Here is a 15,619-nt window from a genome sequence, read left to right as displayed (position 1 = left end):
CAACTCTTACTGAGGGACTGCTGGGAGGGCCTCCAGGGCCGCGGCCAGGAGGGAACCGTCGTCGACCAGCAGTCGCGCGGCCTCGATCTCCGGAGCCAGGTAGCGGTCCGTACCGGGGCCCTCGACGTCCTGCCGCAACAGGTTCCGGACGGCACTGATGGGTGTCGAACTACGCATTCCCGGACGGGTGCCCTCGGCGCCCGCAGCAGCCGCGGTGCCGCCCGTCGCATGGGCTCCGTCGCGCATGTCCAGGGCCCGCGCCGCGGTCAGGATCTCGATGGCGAGCACCCGGGTCAGGCCGTCGATGGCTTTCCGCAGCTTGAGGCCGGCGGCCCACCCCATGGACACGTGGTCCTCCTGCATCGCCGAGGAGGGGATGGAGTCGACCGACGCCGGGTTCGCGAGCCGCTTGAGCTCCGACACGATGCCCGCCTGCGTGTACTGGGCGATCATGTGGCCGGAGTCGACGCCCGGATCCGCGGCGAGGAAGGCATTGAGGCCGTGGCTGCGGGCCTTGTCGAGGAAGCGGTCCGTCCGGCGTTCACTCATGGACGCGACATCCGCGACGGCGATGGCGAGGAAGTCCAGGACGTAGCCGACGGGGGCGCCGTGGAAGTTGCCGTTCGACTCGATCCTGCCATCGGGAGTGATGACCGGGTTGTCGATGGCGGAACCCAGTTCGATCGCCGCCACCGATTCGGCATGGGCCAGTGTGGCCCGTGCGGCGCCGTGCACCTGGGGAGCGCACCGCAGGGAGTAGGCGTCCTGCACGCGGGTGAAGCGGTGCCTGCCGGTCTCGGAGGTCAGCTGCTCCGCGATCAGGGGAGAGTTCCGGAGCAACGAGCGGATGTTCGCCGCGGACGCCATCTGGCCCGGGTGCGGACGCAGGGCGTGAAGGTCCTCGGCGAAGACGGCGTCGGTCCCGAGGAGGCCCTCCACGCTCATCGCGGCGGCGAGGTCCGCCGTCGTCAGGAGCCGGTGCAGGTCGGCTGCGGCGAGGACGAGCATGCCCAGCATGCCGTCGGTTCCGTTGATGAGCGCCAGGCCCTCCTTCTCGCGGAGTTCTACCGGTGCGATCCCTGCAGCCGCGAGGGCCTCGGCGGCGGGCACGAGCTCACCGGAGCCGGTGCGGACATCGCCTTCGCCCATGAGTGCGAGGGCAACGTGGGACAGCGGCGCGAGGTCACCGGAGCACCCCAGGGAACCGTACTCGCCGATGACGGGGGTGATCCCGGCGTTCAGCATCGCGGCGTAGGTCTCGGCCACCAGCGGGCGCACGCCGGTGCGACCCGTTGCAAGTGTCGACAGGCGCCCGAGCATCAGTCCGCGTACCACCTCGCGGTCCACCTCGGTGCCCGAGGACGCTGCATGGCTGCGGATGAGGCTGCGCTGCAGCTGGCTCCGCTGGTCGAGCGGGATGTGCTTCGTGGCCAGCGCCCCGAATCCTGTCGATACGCCGTAGTGCGGCGTCCCGTCGTCCACCAGCGTGTCGATGACGGCGCGCGAGGCGGCCATCGCGGCGAGGGCTTCTGCCGCCAGTTCGACCCGAACGCCGTGCCGAGCCACCGCGACGACGTCGGCCGGGGACAGGGGGCCGGTGCCCACGATCACGGATTGCTGGTTCACGCTGTGCCTCGGATCTGCGGCTCGCACCGCTATTGCCATTGAGTGAAAAGGACGTTTCAATCAGTGAAATACACGCGAACGCCGAAAGCAAGGAGGCGACCCATGGCGGAACCGTCGACCCGCACTGTCGAGCGGGCCCTCGTACTCCTGGGGGCGGTGTGCGACGCCGGTTCGCTGACCCTCGCCGATGCGGCGCGGGAGACGGACCTCTCGGCCTCGACGGCCCTCCGGCTCCTGCGCACGCTGGAGGGTACCGGGTTCGTCCGGCGCGACGCGCTCGGGACCTACCGGCCCGGGCTCCGGGTGGTGCAGCTCGGAGCCCAGGCCCTCGGGCACGAGTCACTGGTGTCCCTCGCGGAACCTGCGCTCGAACGTCTCGTCGAGAGGACGGGGGAGTCGTCCTACCTCAGCGTGCCCTCGCACGACGGCGAGGGTGTCTACCTCGCGATGCGGGAGGGCACGCACTCGGTGCGCCATGCCAGCTGGGTGGGGCGGAGCATCCCGTTGGAAGGTACCGCGGTCGGCGCCGTCCTCACCGGCGGCCACCAGGGCGACGGGTTCGTCGTCGTCCGGAACGGCGTGGAGACGGACGTCACGGCTATCGCGGCTCCGGTCTCGCCCGGAGGCCGGGTGGTCGCCGCACTCAGCGTCGTCGTTCCCAGCTACCGCATCACCGAGGCGGAGGCCCGCCGCATCGGTGCGCTCGTCGCGCGGGAGGCAGCCGCGCTCCTGATGGAGCCGGACACCGGCACCGTCCCCCTGACCGAGGATCTGACAGGAGAACCAGTATGACCACACCGACGCCCAGCCCCACACCAACGCCCAGCCCCACACCGACGCCCCAGCCCACGACGACACACGACCCGTCGCGGAGGATCCGTGCCGCACGCGGCACGCAGCTGACCGCGAAGAGCTGGCAGACCGAGGCTCCGCTGCGCATGCTCATGAACAATCTCGACCCGGAGGTCGCCGAGCGCCCGGAGGACCTCGTGGTCTACGGCGGCACCGGGCGTGCGGCCCGCAGCTGGGAGGCCTACGACGCCATCGTCAGGACGCTCGAGACGCTCGACGACGACGAGACGCTGCTCGTGCAGTCGGGCAAGCCGGTCGGCGTGTTCCGCACCAACCCCTGGGCTCCGCGCGTCCTGCTCGCGAACTCGAACCTCGTGGGCGACTGGGCAACGTGGCCCGAGTTCCGGCGCCTGGAGGCAGAGGGCCTCATGATGTACGGCCAGATGACGGCCGGGTCCTGGATCTACATCGGGACGCAGGGCATTCTGCAGGGCACCTTCGAGACGTTCGCCGCGATCGCGCGCAAGCGTTTCGGCGGGAGCCTCGCGGGCACATTGACCCTCACCGGGGGCTGCGGCGGGATGGGCGGCGCACAGCCGCTGGCCGTCACGCTCAACGGCGGCGCCGTCCTGATCGTCGATGTCAGCGAGGCACGCCTGCGCCGGCGTGTCGCCAAACGGTACCTGGACACCGTCGCTGAGCACCTCGACGACGCCGTCGCCCAGGTGCTCGCCGCCAAGCGCGAGAAGCGCGCGCTGTCCGTCGGCGTCGTCGGCAACGCGGCCACGGTCTTCCCCGAACTGCTCCGGCGCGGGCTCGACGTCGACATCGTCACCGACCAGACCTCGGCGCACGATCCGCTCAGCTATCTGCCGGAGGGAATCTCGCCGGACGAATGGGAGCGCGAGGCATCGGCCGACCCCGACGGTTTCACGAAGAAGGCCCAGGTGTCCATGGCACTCCAGGTCGAGGCGATGGTGGGCTTCCTGCACGCCGGCGCGGAGGTGTTCGACTACGGCAACTCCATCCGGGACGAGGCCCGCAAGGGCGGCTACGGCCGTGCCTTCGATTTCCAGGGTTTTGTCCCCGCGTACATCCGCCCCCTGTTCTGCGAGGGCCTCGGGCCCTTCCGCTGGGTAGCCCTGTCGGGTGACCCGGCGGACATCGCGGTCACCGATGCCGCCCTCAAGGAGCTGTTCCCCGACCACGGGCACCTGCACCGTTGGCTCGACGCCGCAGCGGAGCACGTCGAGTTCGAGGGCCTCCCCGCGCGGATCTGCTGGCTCGGCTACGGGGACCGTGCCAAAGCCGGCCTGCTCTTCAACCGCCTGGTCGCCGAGGGGAAGGTCTCCGCGCCGATCGTCATCGGTCGCGACCACCTCGACTCCGGCTCCGTCGCCTCGCCCTACCGCGAAACGGAGGCCATGGCGGACGGTTCGGACGCCGTCGCCGACTGGCCACTCCTGAACGCGCTGCTCACCACCTCCTCCGGAGCAACGTGGGTCTCGATCCACCATGGTGGCGGCGTGGGGATCGGCCGGTCCATCCACGCCGGGCAGGTATCGGTGGCGGACGGCACGGAGCTCGCCGCGCAGAAGCTCGAGTGCCTCCTGACGAACGATCCCGGGATGGGAGTCATCCGGCATGTCGACGCGGGCTACGAACGCGCCCGGGAGGTCGCGGTGGAGCGCGGCGTGCGCATCCCCATGGAATCCTGAGAATCCCGCCCGAAGACCCACCACCGGAAGGTACCGAAGTGCAGACCGTATCCTCAGTCCTCGACAGCATCAGCGACGTCGGCCGCGATGCGGTCCGCGGTGGTTACTCCCGCGGTGTCTACACCGGCGCGGAGCTGTCGCTGCGTGAGTGGTTCTCCGCAGAGGCCGGTGCCCGCGGACTCTCCGTGGAGACCGACCGCAACGGCGTCCTGTGGGCCTGGTGGGACGCGACCTCCAGCCGCGACGGCGCCCTCGTCACCGGCAGCCACCTCGACTCGGTGCCCGGTGGCGGGGCGTTCGACGGCCCCCTCGGCGTCGCATCGGCCCTCGTCGCCGTCGACCTCCTGCGCGAGCGTGGCCTCGAACCGCAGCGCTCGCTCGCCGTCGCCGTCTTCCCCGAGGAGGAAGGGTCGAGGTTCGGGGTGTCCTGCCTCGGTTCGCGCCTGCTCACCGGGACGCTCGACCCGGACCACGTCCGCTCACTCAGGGACGTCGACGGCGCGACGTTCGCCGAGGCGGCGCAGGCCGCCGGCATCGATCCGCAGCATCTCGGCCGTGACGAGGAAGCCATCCGGCACATCGGCGACTTCGTCGAACTGCACGTGGAGCAGGGACGCGGGCTGATCGACCTCGACTCCGCCGTTGCGATCGGCTCCACGATGCTGGGGCACGGGCGCTGGCGCCTGTCCATCACCGGCCAGGGCAACCACGCGGGAACCACGCTCATGGCGGACCGCGCGGACCCGATGATCGCTGCAGCCCAGGTGGTCCTCGCCGCGCGGAAGATCGCCGCCGAGCAGGACGGTGCGCGTGCCACCGTCGGGCGGCTGCAGCCCGTGCCCGGTGGCACGAACGTCATCGCCTCGCGCGTGGATCTGTGGCTCGACGTCCGCCATGAGGAGGACGCCGTGACGGCGTCGCTCATCGAGAAGATCCACGGCCAGGCGCAGAAGATCTGCGCGTTCGAGGGGTGCCGCGCCACCCTGACGGAGGAGTCACGGAGCAGCACGGTCCACTTCGACGGTGCGCTGCAGCGGACCCTGGGCAACGCACTCGGTCGCTCCTTCCCCGGTACTCCCACGCTGCCCACGGGCGCCGGGCACGACGCGGGCATCCTCGGTGCCATCGCGCCGACCGCCATGCTCTTCGTCCGCAACCCGACCGGCATCAGCCACTCGCCCGAGGAGTTCGTGGAGCGCGACGACGCCGACGCGGGAGCGGTTGCGCTCGCCGACGTCCTCGAAGACCTGCTGTGACCGGACCGACGGAGGCGGGCATGGCGTCCGCACGTCGCGGCATCCACGGCACAGGCGGCGGCACCGGCGCGGTGGCTCGGGCCGTCTGGTGCGAGTACGCGTGGCTGGAGGCGGAGGGCGTGTGCGACGCCGTGCGGGTCGAGATCGACGCCGACGGAACCGTGGTCGGCGTCCTGCCGGGCGTGCCGGCCCAGGACGGCGACGTCGTCCTCCGGGGCGTCGCGTTCCCTGCCGCTGCGAATGCCCACTCCCACGCGTTCCACCGTGCTCTGCGGGGCCGCACCCACGACCGCGGCGGCACGTTCTGGACCTGGCGGGACACGATGTATCGAGCGGCGGGGGCGCTGACCCCGGAGCTCTACGAGGAGCTGGCCACCGCCGTCTACGCCGAGATGGTCACCGTGGGCTGGACGAGCGTCGCCGAGTTCCACTACGTGCACCACCAGCCGGACGGCACGCCCTACGGAATCGGTGACGGAGCCGGCGCCGGGGAGCCCCATGCCATGGAACTGGCGCTCGCGCGTGCAGCCGTCCGTGCCGGCATCCGCCTGACGCTGCTCGATACCTGCTACCTGGCCGGGGGATTCGGCACGCCCCTGCAGGACGGGCAGCGTCGCTTCTCGGACGGCACCGCGGCCGCGTGGCTCGAACGTCTCGCTTCGCTCCGCTCCACGATCTCCTCCCTGTACCCCGACCACCAGGTGTCCCTCGGTGCGGCCATCCACTCCGTGCGTGCCGTGCCGGAGGAGGACCTCGCGGTGATCGGACAGCATCTGCCGACGGAGCTGCCCCTGCACGTCCACCTCTCCGAGCAGCCCGCGGAGAATGAGGACTGCCTCCGCGCCACCGGCCGCACCCCGGCCGGGTTGCTCGACCATCACGGGCTCGTGAGCGAGCGACTGTCCGCAGTGCATGCGACGCATGTCAGCGAACGCGACGTCGCCCTCCTCGCGGACGCCCGTTCCGTCGTCGTCCTCTGTCCCACCACCGAGGCCGACCTGGCGGACGGCATCGGCCCGGCGGGCGAGTTCCAGCGGGCGGGAGCGAGGCTCGCCCTCGGCACCGACCAGCACGCCGTCGTCGACCCGTGGCTCGAGATGCGGGCGCTCGAGCACGGTGAGCGCCTGCGCACCGGGCGGCGGGGCCACTTCGATCCGGAAGGGCTGCACGGCATCGCCGCGCTCGGAGGAGCGGCAGCGCAGGGACGCCGCGGCGCAGGCTTCAGTCCCGGCTGTCCCGCCGACTTCATGGCCGTCGACCCGCACAGCGCGCGCACGGCAGGATCCTCCTGGGAGCAGCTCGCCTACACGGCGACCGGACAGGACGTCACGGGTGTCGTCGTCGGTGGCATCCTGGTGGCGCATGACGGCGTCCACGTCACGCTGGGCGACCCCGCCCGACTGCTGGTAGCGGCCATCGACCGGCTGGACACAGCCACGAACGCGATGAACGGGCCGCGCGCCTCCGAGAACTACACGCAGCCCTGGGAGCGGCACTGATGTCCCTGCTCATCACCAACATCGGCGAACTCATGACCCAGGACAGCGAGCATGCGGTGCTGCGGAACGCAGCGGTGGTCCTCGAAGGCGAACGCATCAGCTGGATCGGTTCCGCGGCGAACGCTCCCGCGGCCGACGAGGCCTATGATGCCGGTGGTCGCGCCGGCCTGCCGGGCTGGGTGGACAGCCACACGCACCTCGTGTTCGCCGGCGACCGCACGGGCGAGTTCGAGGCGCGCATGGCGGGGGAGTCGTATGCCGCGGGCGGGATCGCGGCGACCGTCGACGCGACCCGCGCTGCGAACGACTACGACCTCATGCGGCTCCTGCTGGCCCGCGTCGCCGAGGCCGCCGCCGGCGGAACCACCTATCTGGAGACCAAGACGGGCTACGGGCTCGACGTCCTGCACGAGGAGCGCAGCGCGCGCCTCGCGGCCGGCGCCGTCGACGAGGTCACGTTCCTCGGAGCGCACCTCGTGCCGAGCGGATGGGACCCCGACGACTACACCGACCTGGTCTGCGGTCCCATGCTCGACGCCGTCCGCCCGTACGTGCGCTGGGCCGACGTCTTCTGCGAAACCGGTGCGTTCACGGCAGAGCAGTCCCGACGCGTCCTCGCTGCCTGCTCGGCTACCGGCCTCGGCCTGCGGGTGCACGGCAACCAGCTGGGGCAGGGCGAGGGAGTCGCACTCGCGGTCGAGTTCGGCGCCGCCAGCGTCGATCACGTCAACCACCTGTCCGACGGCGACGTCCGCGCGCTCGCGGCCACGTGGGGAGCATTCGCCGAGGACGGTGCACCCGGAACCGTCGCGACCTGCCTGCCCGCCTGCGATCTCTCCACACGCCAGCCGTTCCCGCCTGCCCGGCAGCTGCTCGACGCCGGCGTGCACCTCGCCCTCGCGAGCAACTGCAATCCCGGCACGTCCTATACGAGTTCGATGGCATTCTGCGTCGCCACGGCTGTCCTGCAGATGGGGCTGACCGTGCACGAGGCGGTCAGGGCCGCCACCTTCGGGGGAGCGCTGGCACTGCGGCGGCACACGGGGGATGACGTCGACGGGCGTCGCGCCGTCGGATCGCTGGCCGTCGGGCACCGCGCGGACCTGCAGGTGCTCAACGCGCCGTCGGCGACCCATCTGGCCTATCGCCCCGGCATGCCCCTCGTCCACGCGGTCTGGAAGGCCGGCACCAGGGTCAGGTAGGAAGGCCGCCCAGTGCGGCGACTGGGAATCACCGTCGGCCGCTGGGAGGATAGCGCCATGCCTGCATCCTCCGCGTCGTCCATGGCAGATCCTGGCCGTGCGGATGCTCCCGCATCGAGACGCCGCATCACGGCGGAGCTGCTGATCGTACTCGGTCTGTCCCTCGGCCAGTCCGGGGTGTACGCCATCGTCAACCTGGCGGAGAAGCTGACGCGGGGGCCGCTCGCCGGGCAGACCACCACACTCAATCCGGTCCTCAACGACCGGCAGTACTTCGATCTCACCTACCAGCTGCTGGGGATCTTCTTCGCGCTGGTCCCGGTGGCGCTGGTGCTGTTCCTGCTCAGCGGGCAGGGTGCCTCGGCGTTCCGCCGACTCGGTCTCACGTTCGAGCGACCGCTGCGTACCGTCGGTTTCGGGGTCGGCTTGGCGGCGGTGATCGGCGTCGGCACTCTGGGTGTGTACGCCGGTGGCCGCGCGCTCGGGATCACGACGGCACTGGTGCCCGCCGCGCTCGACGCCTACTGGTGGACGGTTCCTGTGCTGATCCTCTCCGCGGTCCGGCATGCGGTGCTCGAGGAGGTCATCGTGGTGGGCTACCTTTTCATCCGTCTGCGGGAGCTCGGCTGGTCAACTCCCGCGATCATCCTCACCAGTTCGCTGGTGAGGGGCAGCTACCACCTCTACCAGGGATTCGGGCCCTTCATCGGGAATGTGCTGATGGGGCTCCTCTTCGCTTTCTTCTACACCCGGACCCGTCGTGTCATGCCGCTCGTGATAGCCCACGCCCTGATCGACACCACGGGATTCGTCGGATTCGCGCTGCTCGGACCCGCCATCGGAATTGGCGGATGAATGCGGCCGGATAAGCCTTACCTCTGCTTATTGCGGACGCTGATCATGACTAAATTAATCGACAATTGCGGTGCTAGCGTGAATTCATTCGGGATATCGGCGGCTTCGACCGGGGCTGCACCGGACCGGCCAGGAGGAATCATGAGCGTCGTCACCAGTGTCTCTGAGTGCAGTGTCCACAACTGCTCGTTCAATCACGACGGCTGCACCGCCGTCGCCATCACGGTGTCGGGAAGCGAGGAGCACGCGTCCTGCGCAACCTTCATCGACACCTCCATCAGCGGGGGCCTACCCAAGATGCTCGCGCACGTCGGTGCCTGCCAGCGCTCCGAGTGCAGCTTCAACCACGACCTGCTGTGCAGCGCCCCTGCGGTCAAGGTGGGCCCGGGTGCCGAAGCGGCCGACTGCCTGACCTACACCCACGCCTGAGCAGAAGAAGACGAAAGGGGGCCGGACGACGTCCGGCCCCCTTTTTCCGTTTCTACCCCATCAGATCTCGATGCGGCCTTCTCCGGTCTCGAAGGTCACGGACATGATGCCCGGCGTACCGTTCGGAGCGATCCACTGCACCTGCACACCGTCGAGCGTCTCCTCGACGTCGGTGCCGAGCCATTCGGTGACGCGTTCCGAGGATCCGGCGATCGTCAGGCAATCCAGCTTCACGGAAGCTGGGCGCGCCTTCGAGGGGTGGAGGGGCTCGGTGCCCTCGTCCCAGCGGAGGAGGTAGGGCACCTGCGGGTCCGCGATCAACCCCTTGATGCCGATCTGCTGCCACGTGAGTTCCTGGCCGTCGGGGAACTTGCGGTTGCCCGGTACCGCACTGCGGCCGAGGCGCTCCTCGAACGGACCGAGGTCGTCGACGGCAACACACCAGCCCATCCATCCGCCGCCGGCCTCGGAGCGGGCCCGGACTGCCTGACCGAACGGAGCCTTGTCCGACGCCGGGTGGTTGAGAACCTCGACGACCTCCAGGTACTGGCCGTTCGCCAGAGGGAAGATCATGTTGCGGGTGCCGAAGCGGGGGTGAACGCCGCCCTTCACGGCCTCCATGCCGAGCTTGGCCGAGATCCGGTCGGCCGTCGCGGCAAGTCCATCGGGTTCGCAGGCATATGAAACGTGGTCCAGGCGCATGCCGACATTTTGGCACTAAGTGATGAACGTCTCGACTTAGGCTCGCCTTACCCCTTCTGGCGGTCCACTTCACGCAAGGTCATACGGGTTGCCGGATCGGCCCCGATGGGTTTTCATGAGTGCAGGTCATGAGTGCCAGCACGAAGCCCCGGCTTGCTGGCCGGCAACCCTCCAACCGCGGTGGGGTGCCCCGGGTGAGGACCAGGCTCGGCGTCGCCAATGGCGCCGTGCAAGCGCGGGCTCCTCCGGGGTCCGGTCTCCTGGAGCGGTGTCCACCGGCCGGAGCATCGGACCACGCGGAGCCCCTATCGACTAGGGAGCACCATGTCCAACGATTGGTCCTTTGAGACACGCCAGATCCACGCCGGCCAGGTGCCGGATGCAGCGACGGGAGCGCGCGCGCTGCCCATCTATCAGACGTCGTCGTTCGTCTTCCCGAGCGCCGAGAGTGCGGCGAACCGTTTCTCGCTGACCGAATTGGCGCCCATCTACACGCGCATCGGCAACCCGACCCAGGAAGCGGTCGAGACGAGGATCGCCAGCCTCGAGGGCGGAGTCGGAGCACTGCTCCTCGCCTCCGGACAGGCCGCCGAAACCTTCGCGGTGCTCAACATCGCCGAGGCGGGAGACCACATCGTGGCGAGCCCGAGCCTCTACGGGGGCACCTACAACCTCTTCAAGCACACCCTGAAGAAGTTCGGTATCGAGACCACCTTCGTGGAGGATCCCGACAACCTGCAGCAGTGGCGGGACGCCATCCGGCCCAACACGAAGCTCTTCTTCGGCGAGGTCGTCTCGAACCCGCGGCAGGACGTCCTCGACCTCGAGGGCATCAGTGCCGTTGCGCATGAGCACGGACTGCCCCTGGTCGTGGACAACACCCTGTCCACGCCGTACCTGATCCGGCCCATCGAGTGGGGAGCCGACATCGTCGTGCACTCGGCCACGAAGTATCTCGGCGGGCACGGCAACGCCATCGCGGGCGTGATCGTCGATTCGGGCAACTTCGACTTCGCGCAGCACCCGGAGCGGTTCCCCGGCTTCAACACCCCCGACGAGAGCTACCACGGACTCGTCTACGCGCGTGATCTCGGCGTCGGCAGCGCCCTCGGAGCCAACCTCGCGTACATCCTCAAGGCGCGCGTCCAGCTGCTCCGGGACCTCGGGGCGTCCGTGTCCCCGTTCAACGCCTTCCTCATCGCGCAAGGGCTCGAGACCCTCAGCCTGCGTGTCGAACGGCACGTGCAGAACGCCCAGGCCGTCGCCGAGTGGCTCGAGGCGCACGACGACGTCGAGCGTGTCTCCTACGCGGGTCTCCCCTCGAGCCCCTGGTACGAACGCGGCAGGAAGTACGGCCGAATCGGTACCGGCGCCATCGTCAGCTTCGACATCGTCGGAGGCCTCGAGGCCGGCAAACGCTTCGTGGACGGCCTCGAGCTCCACTCGCATGTCGCGAATGTCGGCGACGTCCGCTCGCTCGTGATCCATCCCGCGTCGACGACGCACAGCCAGCTGGGGGCAGAAGCGCAACTCACCGCGGGCGTCCGGCCGGGGCTCGTCCGGCTGTCCGTCGGCCTCGAGAACGTCGCCGACATCCTCGCCGACCTCGACGCCGGTTTCCGCGCTGCGAAAGAAGCCTGACCCTTCGTGACCACCTACCCTCCTGCTCCACTGCATTCCGGATTCGACGCCGCGGCCCCCGCGGGGGACGGGCTCCTGCGCATCGGCTCGATCGGTCCGCTGGCACTCGAGACCGGAGGTGAGCTGCCGGACGTCCAGCTCGCCTTCGAAACCTGGGGCAGGTTGAACAGGGACGGCTCCAATGCGGTACTCGTGCAGCATGCCCTGACCGGCAGCTCGCACGTCGCCCGGGGCTCGTCGGAGGAGGAGGGCTGGTGGGATGCGCTCGTCGGACCCGGGTGTCCGGTGGATACCGATCATTACTTCGTGGTGTCCGTCAACATGCTGGGAGGCTGCTACGGCTCGACGGGGCCGGCCAGCCTCGCTCCCGACGGTACGCCCTGGGGCTCGCGCTTCCCCTTCGTCACCATCCGGGATTCCGTCCGCGCCGAGAGCCTGCTCGCCGACCAGCTCGGTATCGGCCGCTGGCACTCGGTGCTCGGGGGCTCGATGGGAGGGGCGCGCGCACTCGAATGGGCTTTGATGTATCCGCAGCGCGTGGAACGGTGCGCGGTCATCGCCTGCACTGCCGCCAGCTCGGCCGAACAGATAGCGTTCGCCCAGGCGCAGCTGCAAGCCATCCGCCTCGACCCCGCGTATCGCGGCGGCGACTACTACGACGGCCCGCATCCGGACGCGGGCCTCGGACTCGCCCGGCGGATCGCGCACATCACCTACCGTTCGGAACATGAACTGGAAGCGCGCTTCGGTCGGGCGGAGCAGGACGCCGAGCAGCCCCTCGGGGCCGTCCTGCCCGCCGATCGAGGGCGCTATCAGGTGGAGAGCTACCTCGACCACCAGGCGGACAAGCTCGTGGAGCGTTTCGACGCCAACAGCTACGTCGTCCTGACGGAGGCGCTCATGAGCCACGACGCCGCACGCGACCGGGGGAGCCTCGACGCTGCGCTGCGGGGCGCCACGTCGGAGTTCTTCATCGCCGCCGTGGACTCGGACCGGCTGTACTTCCCGGAGCAGTCGCAGCGGCTGGCTGATGGACTGCCCGGGGATGTCCCGGTTCACACGATCTCCTCGCCGGTGGGCCATGACGCGTTCCTCACGCAGATCCATCAGCTCGACGCGCAGCTGCGCGCCACCCTCTACGCGGTGTAACAGATACCGGTTGGGATTCCAGCGGCGGGCACCTAGGCTGGGAGCTAAGCCTGCTTACTGATGGTCTGCAGGCACGTTCGAGGTACAACGCCCCCGGACTCACCGGCGTGAGATGAAGAGGAGCTGTTCATGGAACTGAGCACCATTGGCTGGAACCAGGAAGCACGCGACAAGATCCTGCTCGATTCCGATCGCGCCCTGCAGGGAGCGGTCCGCGAGGCCGTCGAGACGATGCAGGGCAAGTCCCGCGACGAGATCTACGAGTTCCTGTTCCAGAAGCTGCAGCCGCAGTTCGTCGACTTCAAGCCCGGACCGGACCTCAGCGCCTGCGCGGACGCGGTAGCGAACGGCGACGTCGACCTGGAGAGCTGAGCGCGGCGGGTTCGATCACTGAATCGTGACAGAAGTGACCGGTGGGCATGGCGCTCACCGGTCATTCCTGTCATTTCTGTCATTCCTGTCATTCCGCGAATTCCCTGTAACTCATGGCAGTCCTGAGCAGCAGAACGCGGGGCTCGACGTCGCGCCACGACCTCGGTCCCTCGCCGGCCCCGCGGCTCGCGATCGGGACTCGCTCGCGATCGGGACTCGTCAGTCCGATGCCCCCGGCGGCATGCCCGGGCCGAAGATCGGCCCCGCCTCGAGGCGCTTCGCGACGACGCCGTCGCCCGAGGACTGGTGGCGCAGGCGGCGCAGGACCCACGGCACGAAATATTCGCGAGCCCACACCAGGTCCTCCGCGCGAGCGGTGCGCCAGGAGCGTACTGGACGCTCCTTCGGATGCAGCGGCTCGAGGGTGTGGCGCACGGCGAGGGTGTCCAGCACCATCGCCGCTATTGTGTGGTGGCCGAGTGGTGAGAAGTGCAACCGGTCCGAGGACCACATCTGCGGGTCCATGAGCTGCCGCAGCGCCCACATGTCGGCGATCACCGCCTCGTGACGGGCGGCAACCGTGCGGAGGTTCTCGTTGAAGATCGCGGTCTTCGACCGGATGCTGCCGAGGACGGTCTCCCGGACGTCCGGACCGGTGAACAGGACGACAGTCGCTCCGGAGGCGGCGAAGGTGTCGACGACGGCGTCGAGCTTGTCCGCGAGGAGGTCGGGATCCCCGCCGGGCCGTAGGAGGTCGTTCCCGCCCGCGCTGATCGTGACGAGGTCCGGTTGGAGGGCGAGGGCCGGCTCGACCTGCTGGTCGATGATCTGCTGCAGCAGGCGGCCGCGGACCGCCAGGTTCGCGTAGGCGAAGTCCGCCTGCCCGCGGGCCAATTCCTCCGCAACGCGGTCTGCCCAGCCACGATTTCCACCGACGCTTTCCGGGTCGGGGTCCCCGATACCTTCCGTGAAGGAGTCCCCGAGGGCGGCGTACCGATGCCAGGGGTGGGGCTCGGACACGAGGCTCGGGTCGATCATCGGCCCGTTGACGAGGGGATCGGCAGCGTCGGGCAGAGGCGATGGGGCATCCGTTGGGCTCACCCGGGCATTCTTTCAGGCCCCGTGCCGATGGGGCCAGCGACTCCGGTCCCCGCGGTCGCGCCCGCCGGCTGCGGCTGGCGCGCGGCTCCGGATCCATCTTCGGGACGAGGCGCCGTGGCGCGATCTCCGGGGCAGGGTGCAGACTGCACCATGCCAAAATGGTGTCATGACCGAATCCGCCCGCGGCACAGCTGCGCCCTCCACCCGTTCCTGGGACCCCGTCGTCCTGTGGTCGAAGCCCGAGTCCGAACGCGAGGGTACGCCCCTGCTGGTCCTGTTCCACGGGTACATGGCCAACGAGGAGGACCTCATGGGGCTCACCGACCACCTCCCGGCGGACTTCACCGTGGCATCGGTGCGCGCCCCTCAGCCCGCAGGGCCGGGCTTCTCGTGGTTCCCGCTCTCCCGTGAGACCGATTACTCCGTGGAGCGCGTCGTGGAGAGCGCCACCGCCGTCGTGCAGTGGCTCGATACCCTCCGCAGCGCCCACACCAGCGTCAGCCTCCTGGGTTTCTCGCAGGGTATGGCGGTTGCGACCTCGCTCCTGCGCCATCGGCCGTCCGACTTCGCCTGCGTTGTCGGCCTGTCAGGGTTCGCCGTGCCGTCCGAAGGCCACGCCTTCTTCCGTGACGAGGAAGCTGCGGAAGCGCCCGCCCAGTTCTTCTGGGGCCGCGACCAGGCAGACGAGGTGATCACCCCGGAGATGATCGAGTTCACGCACGCCTGGCTCACCAAGCACACGAAGCTCACGAAGATCCTCTACCCGAACATGTTCCACAGCATCAATCTGCAGGAACTTGCGCATGTTCGGGAGTTCCTCAGCATGACGGTTCTCGGCCGTCGCTGAGCGCTCGACGCCTGCTCGACGCCTGAAGCGCTCGACGCGTGCGGTCCTACCCGCGAGGGTGCTGCCCGAGGGTCGCTGCCCTCCGGGTACTAGCCCTGCGTGATGCGCACGGTCTCGCCGTTGACGCTGATGGTGTCCCCGGGGTGCAACTGCCGTCCGCGGCGTTCCTCGATCTCCCCGTTCACCTGCACCAGTCCGTTGTCGATCAGGTTCTTGGCCTCGACGCCGTCCTCGGCGAGGGAGGCGAGCTTCAGCAACTGCCCGAGGCGGATCATGTCGTCCCGGATGGGCAGCTCTGCGATGGATGCGTCGTCGGTCATGCAGTCCATCATGCCGGATGCTGCCGCACTAGGTGTACCCGGCCATGAGGTTGGTGGCGTTTCCGGTCTTGTGAAAGGGGAGAACCTCCGGGCTTAGTGGAGATGTCTGA

Annotated in this window: 15 protein-coding genes and 1 riboswitch; of the genes, 11 read left to right on the top strand and 4 right to left on the bottom strand. The window is 69.2% G+C overall.

Going from position 1 to position 15,619, the window contains the following annotated elements; translation table 11 throughout:
* Positions 1-6: 6 nt before the first annotated feature.
* Positions 7-1,626, bottom strand: a complete 1,620-nt coding sequence (gene hutH / locus CXQ96_RS09345) for a histidine ammonia-lyase (protein WP_258059000.1) — start codon at positions 1,624-1,626, stop codon at positions 7-9.
* Between the two features lie 102 nt (positions 1,627-1,728).
* Between hutH and CXQ96_RS09340 the strand changes: the two genes are divergently transcribed.
* From CXQ96_RS09340 to CXQ96_RS09310, 7 genes are all read left to right on the top strand, one after another.
* Complete coding sequence (locus tag CXQ96_RS09340; protein ID WP_104117777.1) at positions 1,729-2,418, top strand: IclR family transcriptional regulator; 690 nt, start codon at positions 1,729-1,731, stop codon at positions 2,416-2,418.
* Positions 2,415-4,136, top strand: coding sequence for a urocanate hydratase (gene hutU / locus CXQ96_RS09335; RefSeq protein WP_104117776.1), 1,722 nt, complete (start codon positions 2,415-2,417; stop codon positions 4,134-4,136). The genes CXQ96_RS09340 and hutU overlap by 4 nt, the downstream gene beginning before the upstream one ends.
* A 38-nt stretch (positions 4,137-4,174) precedes the next feature.
* Entirely contained in the window at positions 4,175-5,392 is a 1,218-nt protein-coding gene (locus CXQ96_RS09330) for an allantoate amidohydrolase (protein WP_104117775.1), read from the top strand.
* A gap of 20 nt (positions 5,393-5,412) precedes the next feature.
* Positions 5,413-6,891: a formimidoylglutamate deiminase gene (locus CXQ96_RS09325; protein WP_104117926.1), complete on the top strand. Its 1,479-nt coding sequence runs from the start codon at positions 5,413-5,415 to the stop codon at positions 6,889-6,891.
* Positions 6,891-8,093: an imidazolonepropionase gene (gene hutI / locus CXQ96_RS09320; protein ID WP_104117774.1), complete on the top strand. Its 1,203-nt coding sequence runs from the start codon at positions 6,891-6,893 to the stop codon at positions 8,091-8,093. The genes CXQ96_RS09325 and hutI overlap by 1 nt, the downstream gene beginning before the upstream one ends.
* An 81-nt stretch (positions 8,094-8,174) precedes the next feature.
* Positions 8,175-8,948: a CPBP family intramembrane glutamic endopeptidase gene (locus tag CXQ96_RS09315; RefSeq protein ID WP_104117925.1), complete on the top strand. Its 774-nt coding sequence runs from the start codon at positions 8,175-8,177 to the stop codon at positions 8,946-8,948.
* Positions 8,949-9,089: 141 nt separating this feature from the next.
* Entirely contained in the window at positions 9,090-9,377 is a 288-nt protein-coding gene (locus tag CXQ96_RS09310; RefSeq protein ID WP_104117773.1) for a DUF1540 domain-containing protein, read from the top strand.
* Between the two features lie 60 nt (positions 9,378-9,437).
* On the opposite strand, the gene CXQ96_RS09305 is transcribed toward CXQ96_RS09310, so the two are convergent.
* Positions 9,438-10,079, bottom strand: coding sequence for a VOC family protein (locus CXQ96_RS09305; protein WP_104117772.1), 642 nt, complete (start codon positions 10,077-10,079; stop codon positions 9,438-9,440).
* 124 nt (positions 10,080-10,203) lie between these two features.
* Positions 10,204-10,321: riboswitch (SAM riboswitch) on the top strand.
* 82 nt (positions 10,322-10,403) lie between these two features.
* Here CXQ96_RS09305 and CXQ96_RS09300 point away from each other — a divergent pair.
* From CXQ96_RS09300 to CXQ96_RS09290, 3 genes are all read left to right on the top strand, one after another.
* A complete protein-coding gene (locus tag CXQ96_RS09300; protein ID WP_104117771.1) occupies positions 10,404-11,720 on the top strand; it encodes a bifunctional o-acetylhomoserine/o-acetylserine sulfhydrylase in 1,317 nt (438 codons plus the stop codon).
* Positions 11,721-11,750: 30 nt separating this feature from the next.
* Positions 11,751-12,869 (top strand): homoserine O-acetyltransferase, encoded by a 1,119-nt coding sequence (locus CXQ96_RS09295; protein ID WP_104117924.1) that lies wholly within the window; start codon positions 11,751-11,753, stop codon positions 12,867-12,869.
* A 129-nt stretch (positions 12,870-12,998) separates the two neighbouring features.
* Positions 12,999-13,241 (top strand): hypothetical protein, encoded by a 243-nt coding sequence (locus CXQ96_RS09290; RefSeq protein ID WP_104117770.1) that lies wholly within the window; start codon positions 12,999-13,001, stop codon positions 13,239-13,241.
* Between the two features lie 219 nt (positions 13,242-13,460).
* Here CXQ96_RS09290 and CXQ96_RS09285 read toward each other — a convergent pair whose 3' ends face one another.
* Complete coding sequence (locus CXQ96_RS09285; protein WP_104117923.1) at positions 13,461-14,279, bottom strand: SGNH/GDSL hydrolase family protein; 819 nt, start codon at positions 14,277-14,279, stop codon at positions 13,461-13,463.
* 229 nt (positions 14,280-14,508) lie between these two features.
* Between CXQ96_RS09285 and CXQ96_RS09280 the strand changes: the two genes are divergently transcribed.
* The gene (locus CXQ96_RS09280; RefSeq protein WP_104117769.1) at positions 14,509-15,189 is read left to right on the top strand and encodes an alpha/beta hydrolase; all 681 of its coding nucleotides are present in this window, start codon (positions 14,509-14,511) and stop codon (positions 15,187-15,189) included.
* Positions 15,190-15,278: 89 nt separating this feature from the next.
* On the opposite strand, the gene CXQ96_RS09275 is transcribed toward CXQ96_RS09280, so the two are convergent.
* Positions 15,279-15,509 carry an RNA-binding S4 domain-containing protein gene (locus tag CXQ96_RS09275; RefSeq protein ID WP_104117768.1) on the bottom strand — a complete coding sequence of 77 codons (231 nt, stop codon included), beginning with the start codon at positions 15,507-15,509 and terminating at the stop codon, positions 15,279-15,281.
* Between the last annotated feature and the right edge of the window lie 110 nt (positions 15,510-15,619).

It is taken from the genome of Arthrobacter sp. B1805 (genome assembly GCF_002929745.1).
GTDB lineage: Bacteria > Actinomycetota > Actinomycetes > Actinomycetales > Micrococcaceae > Arthrobacter_D.
Note: the sequence above shows the minus strand (reverse complement) of the source record. Positions and strands in the feature narration are given on the sequence as shown.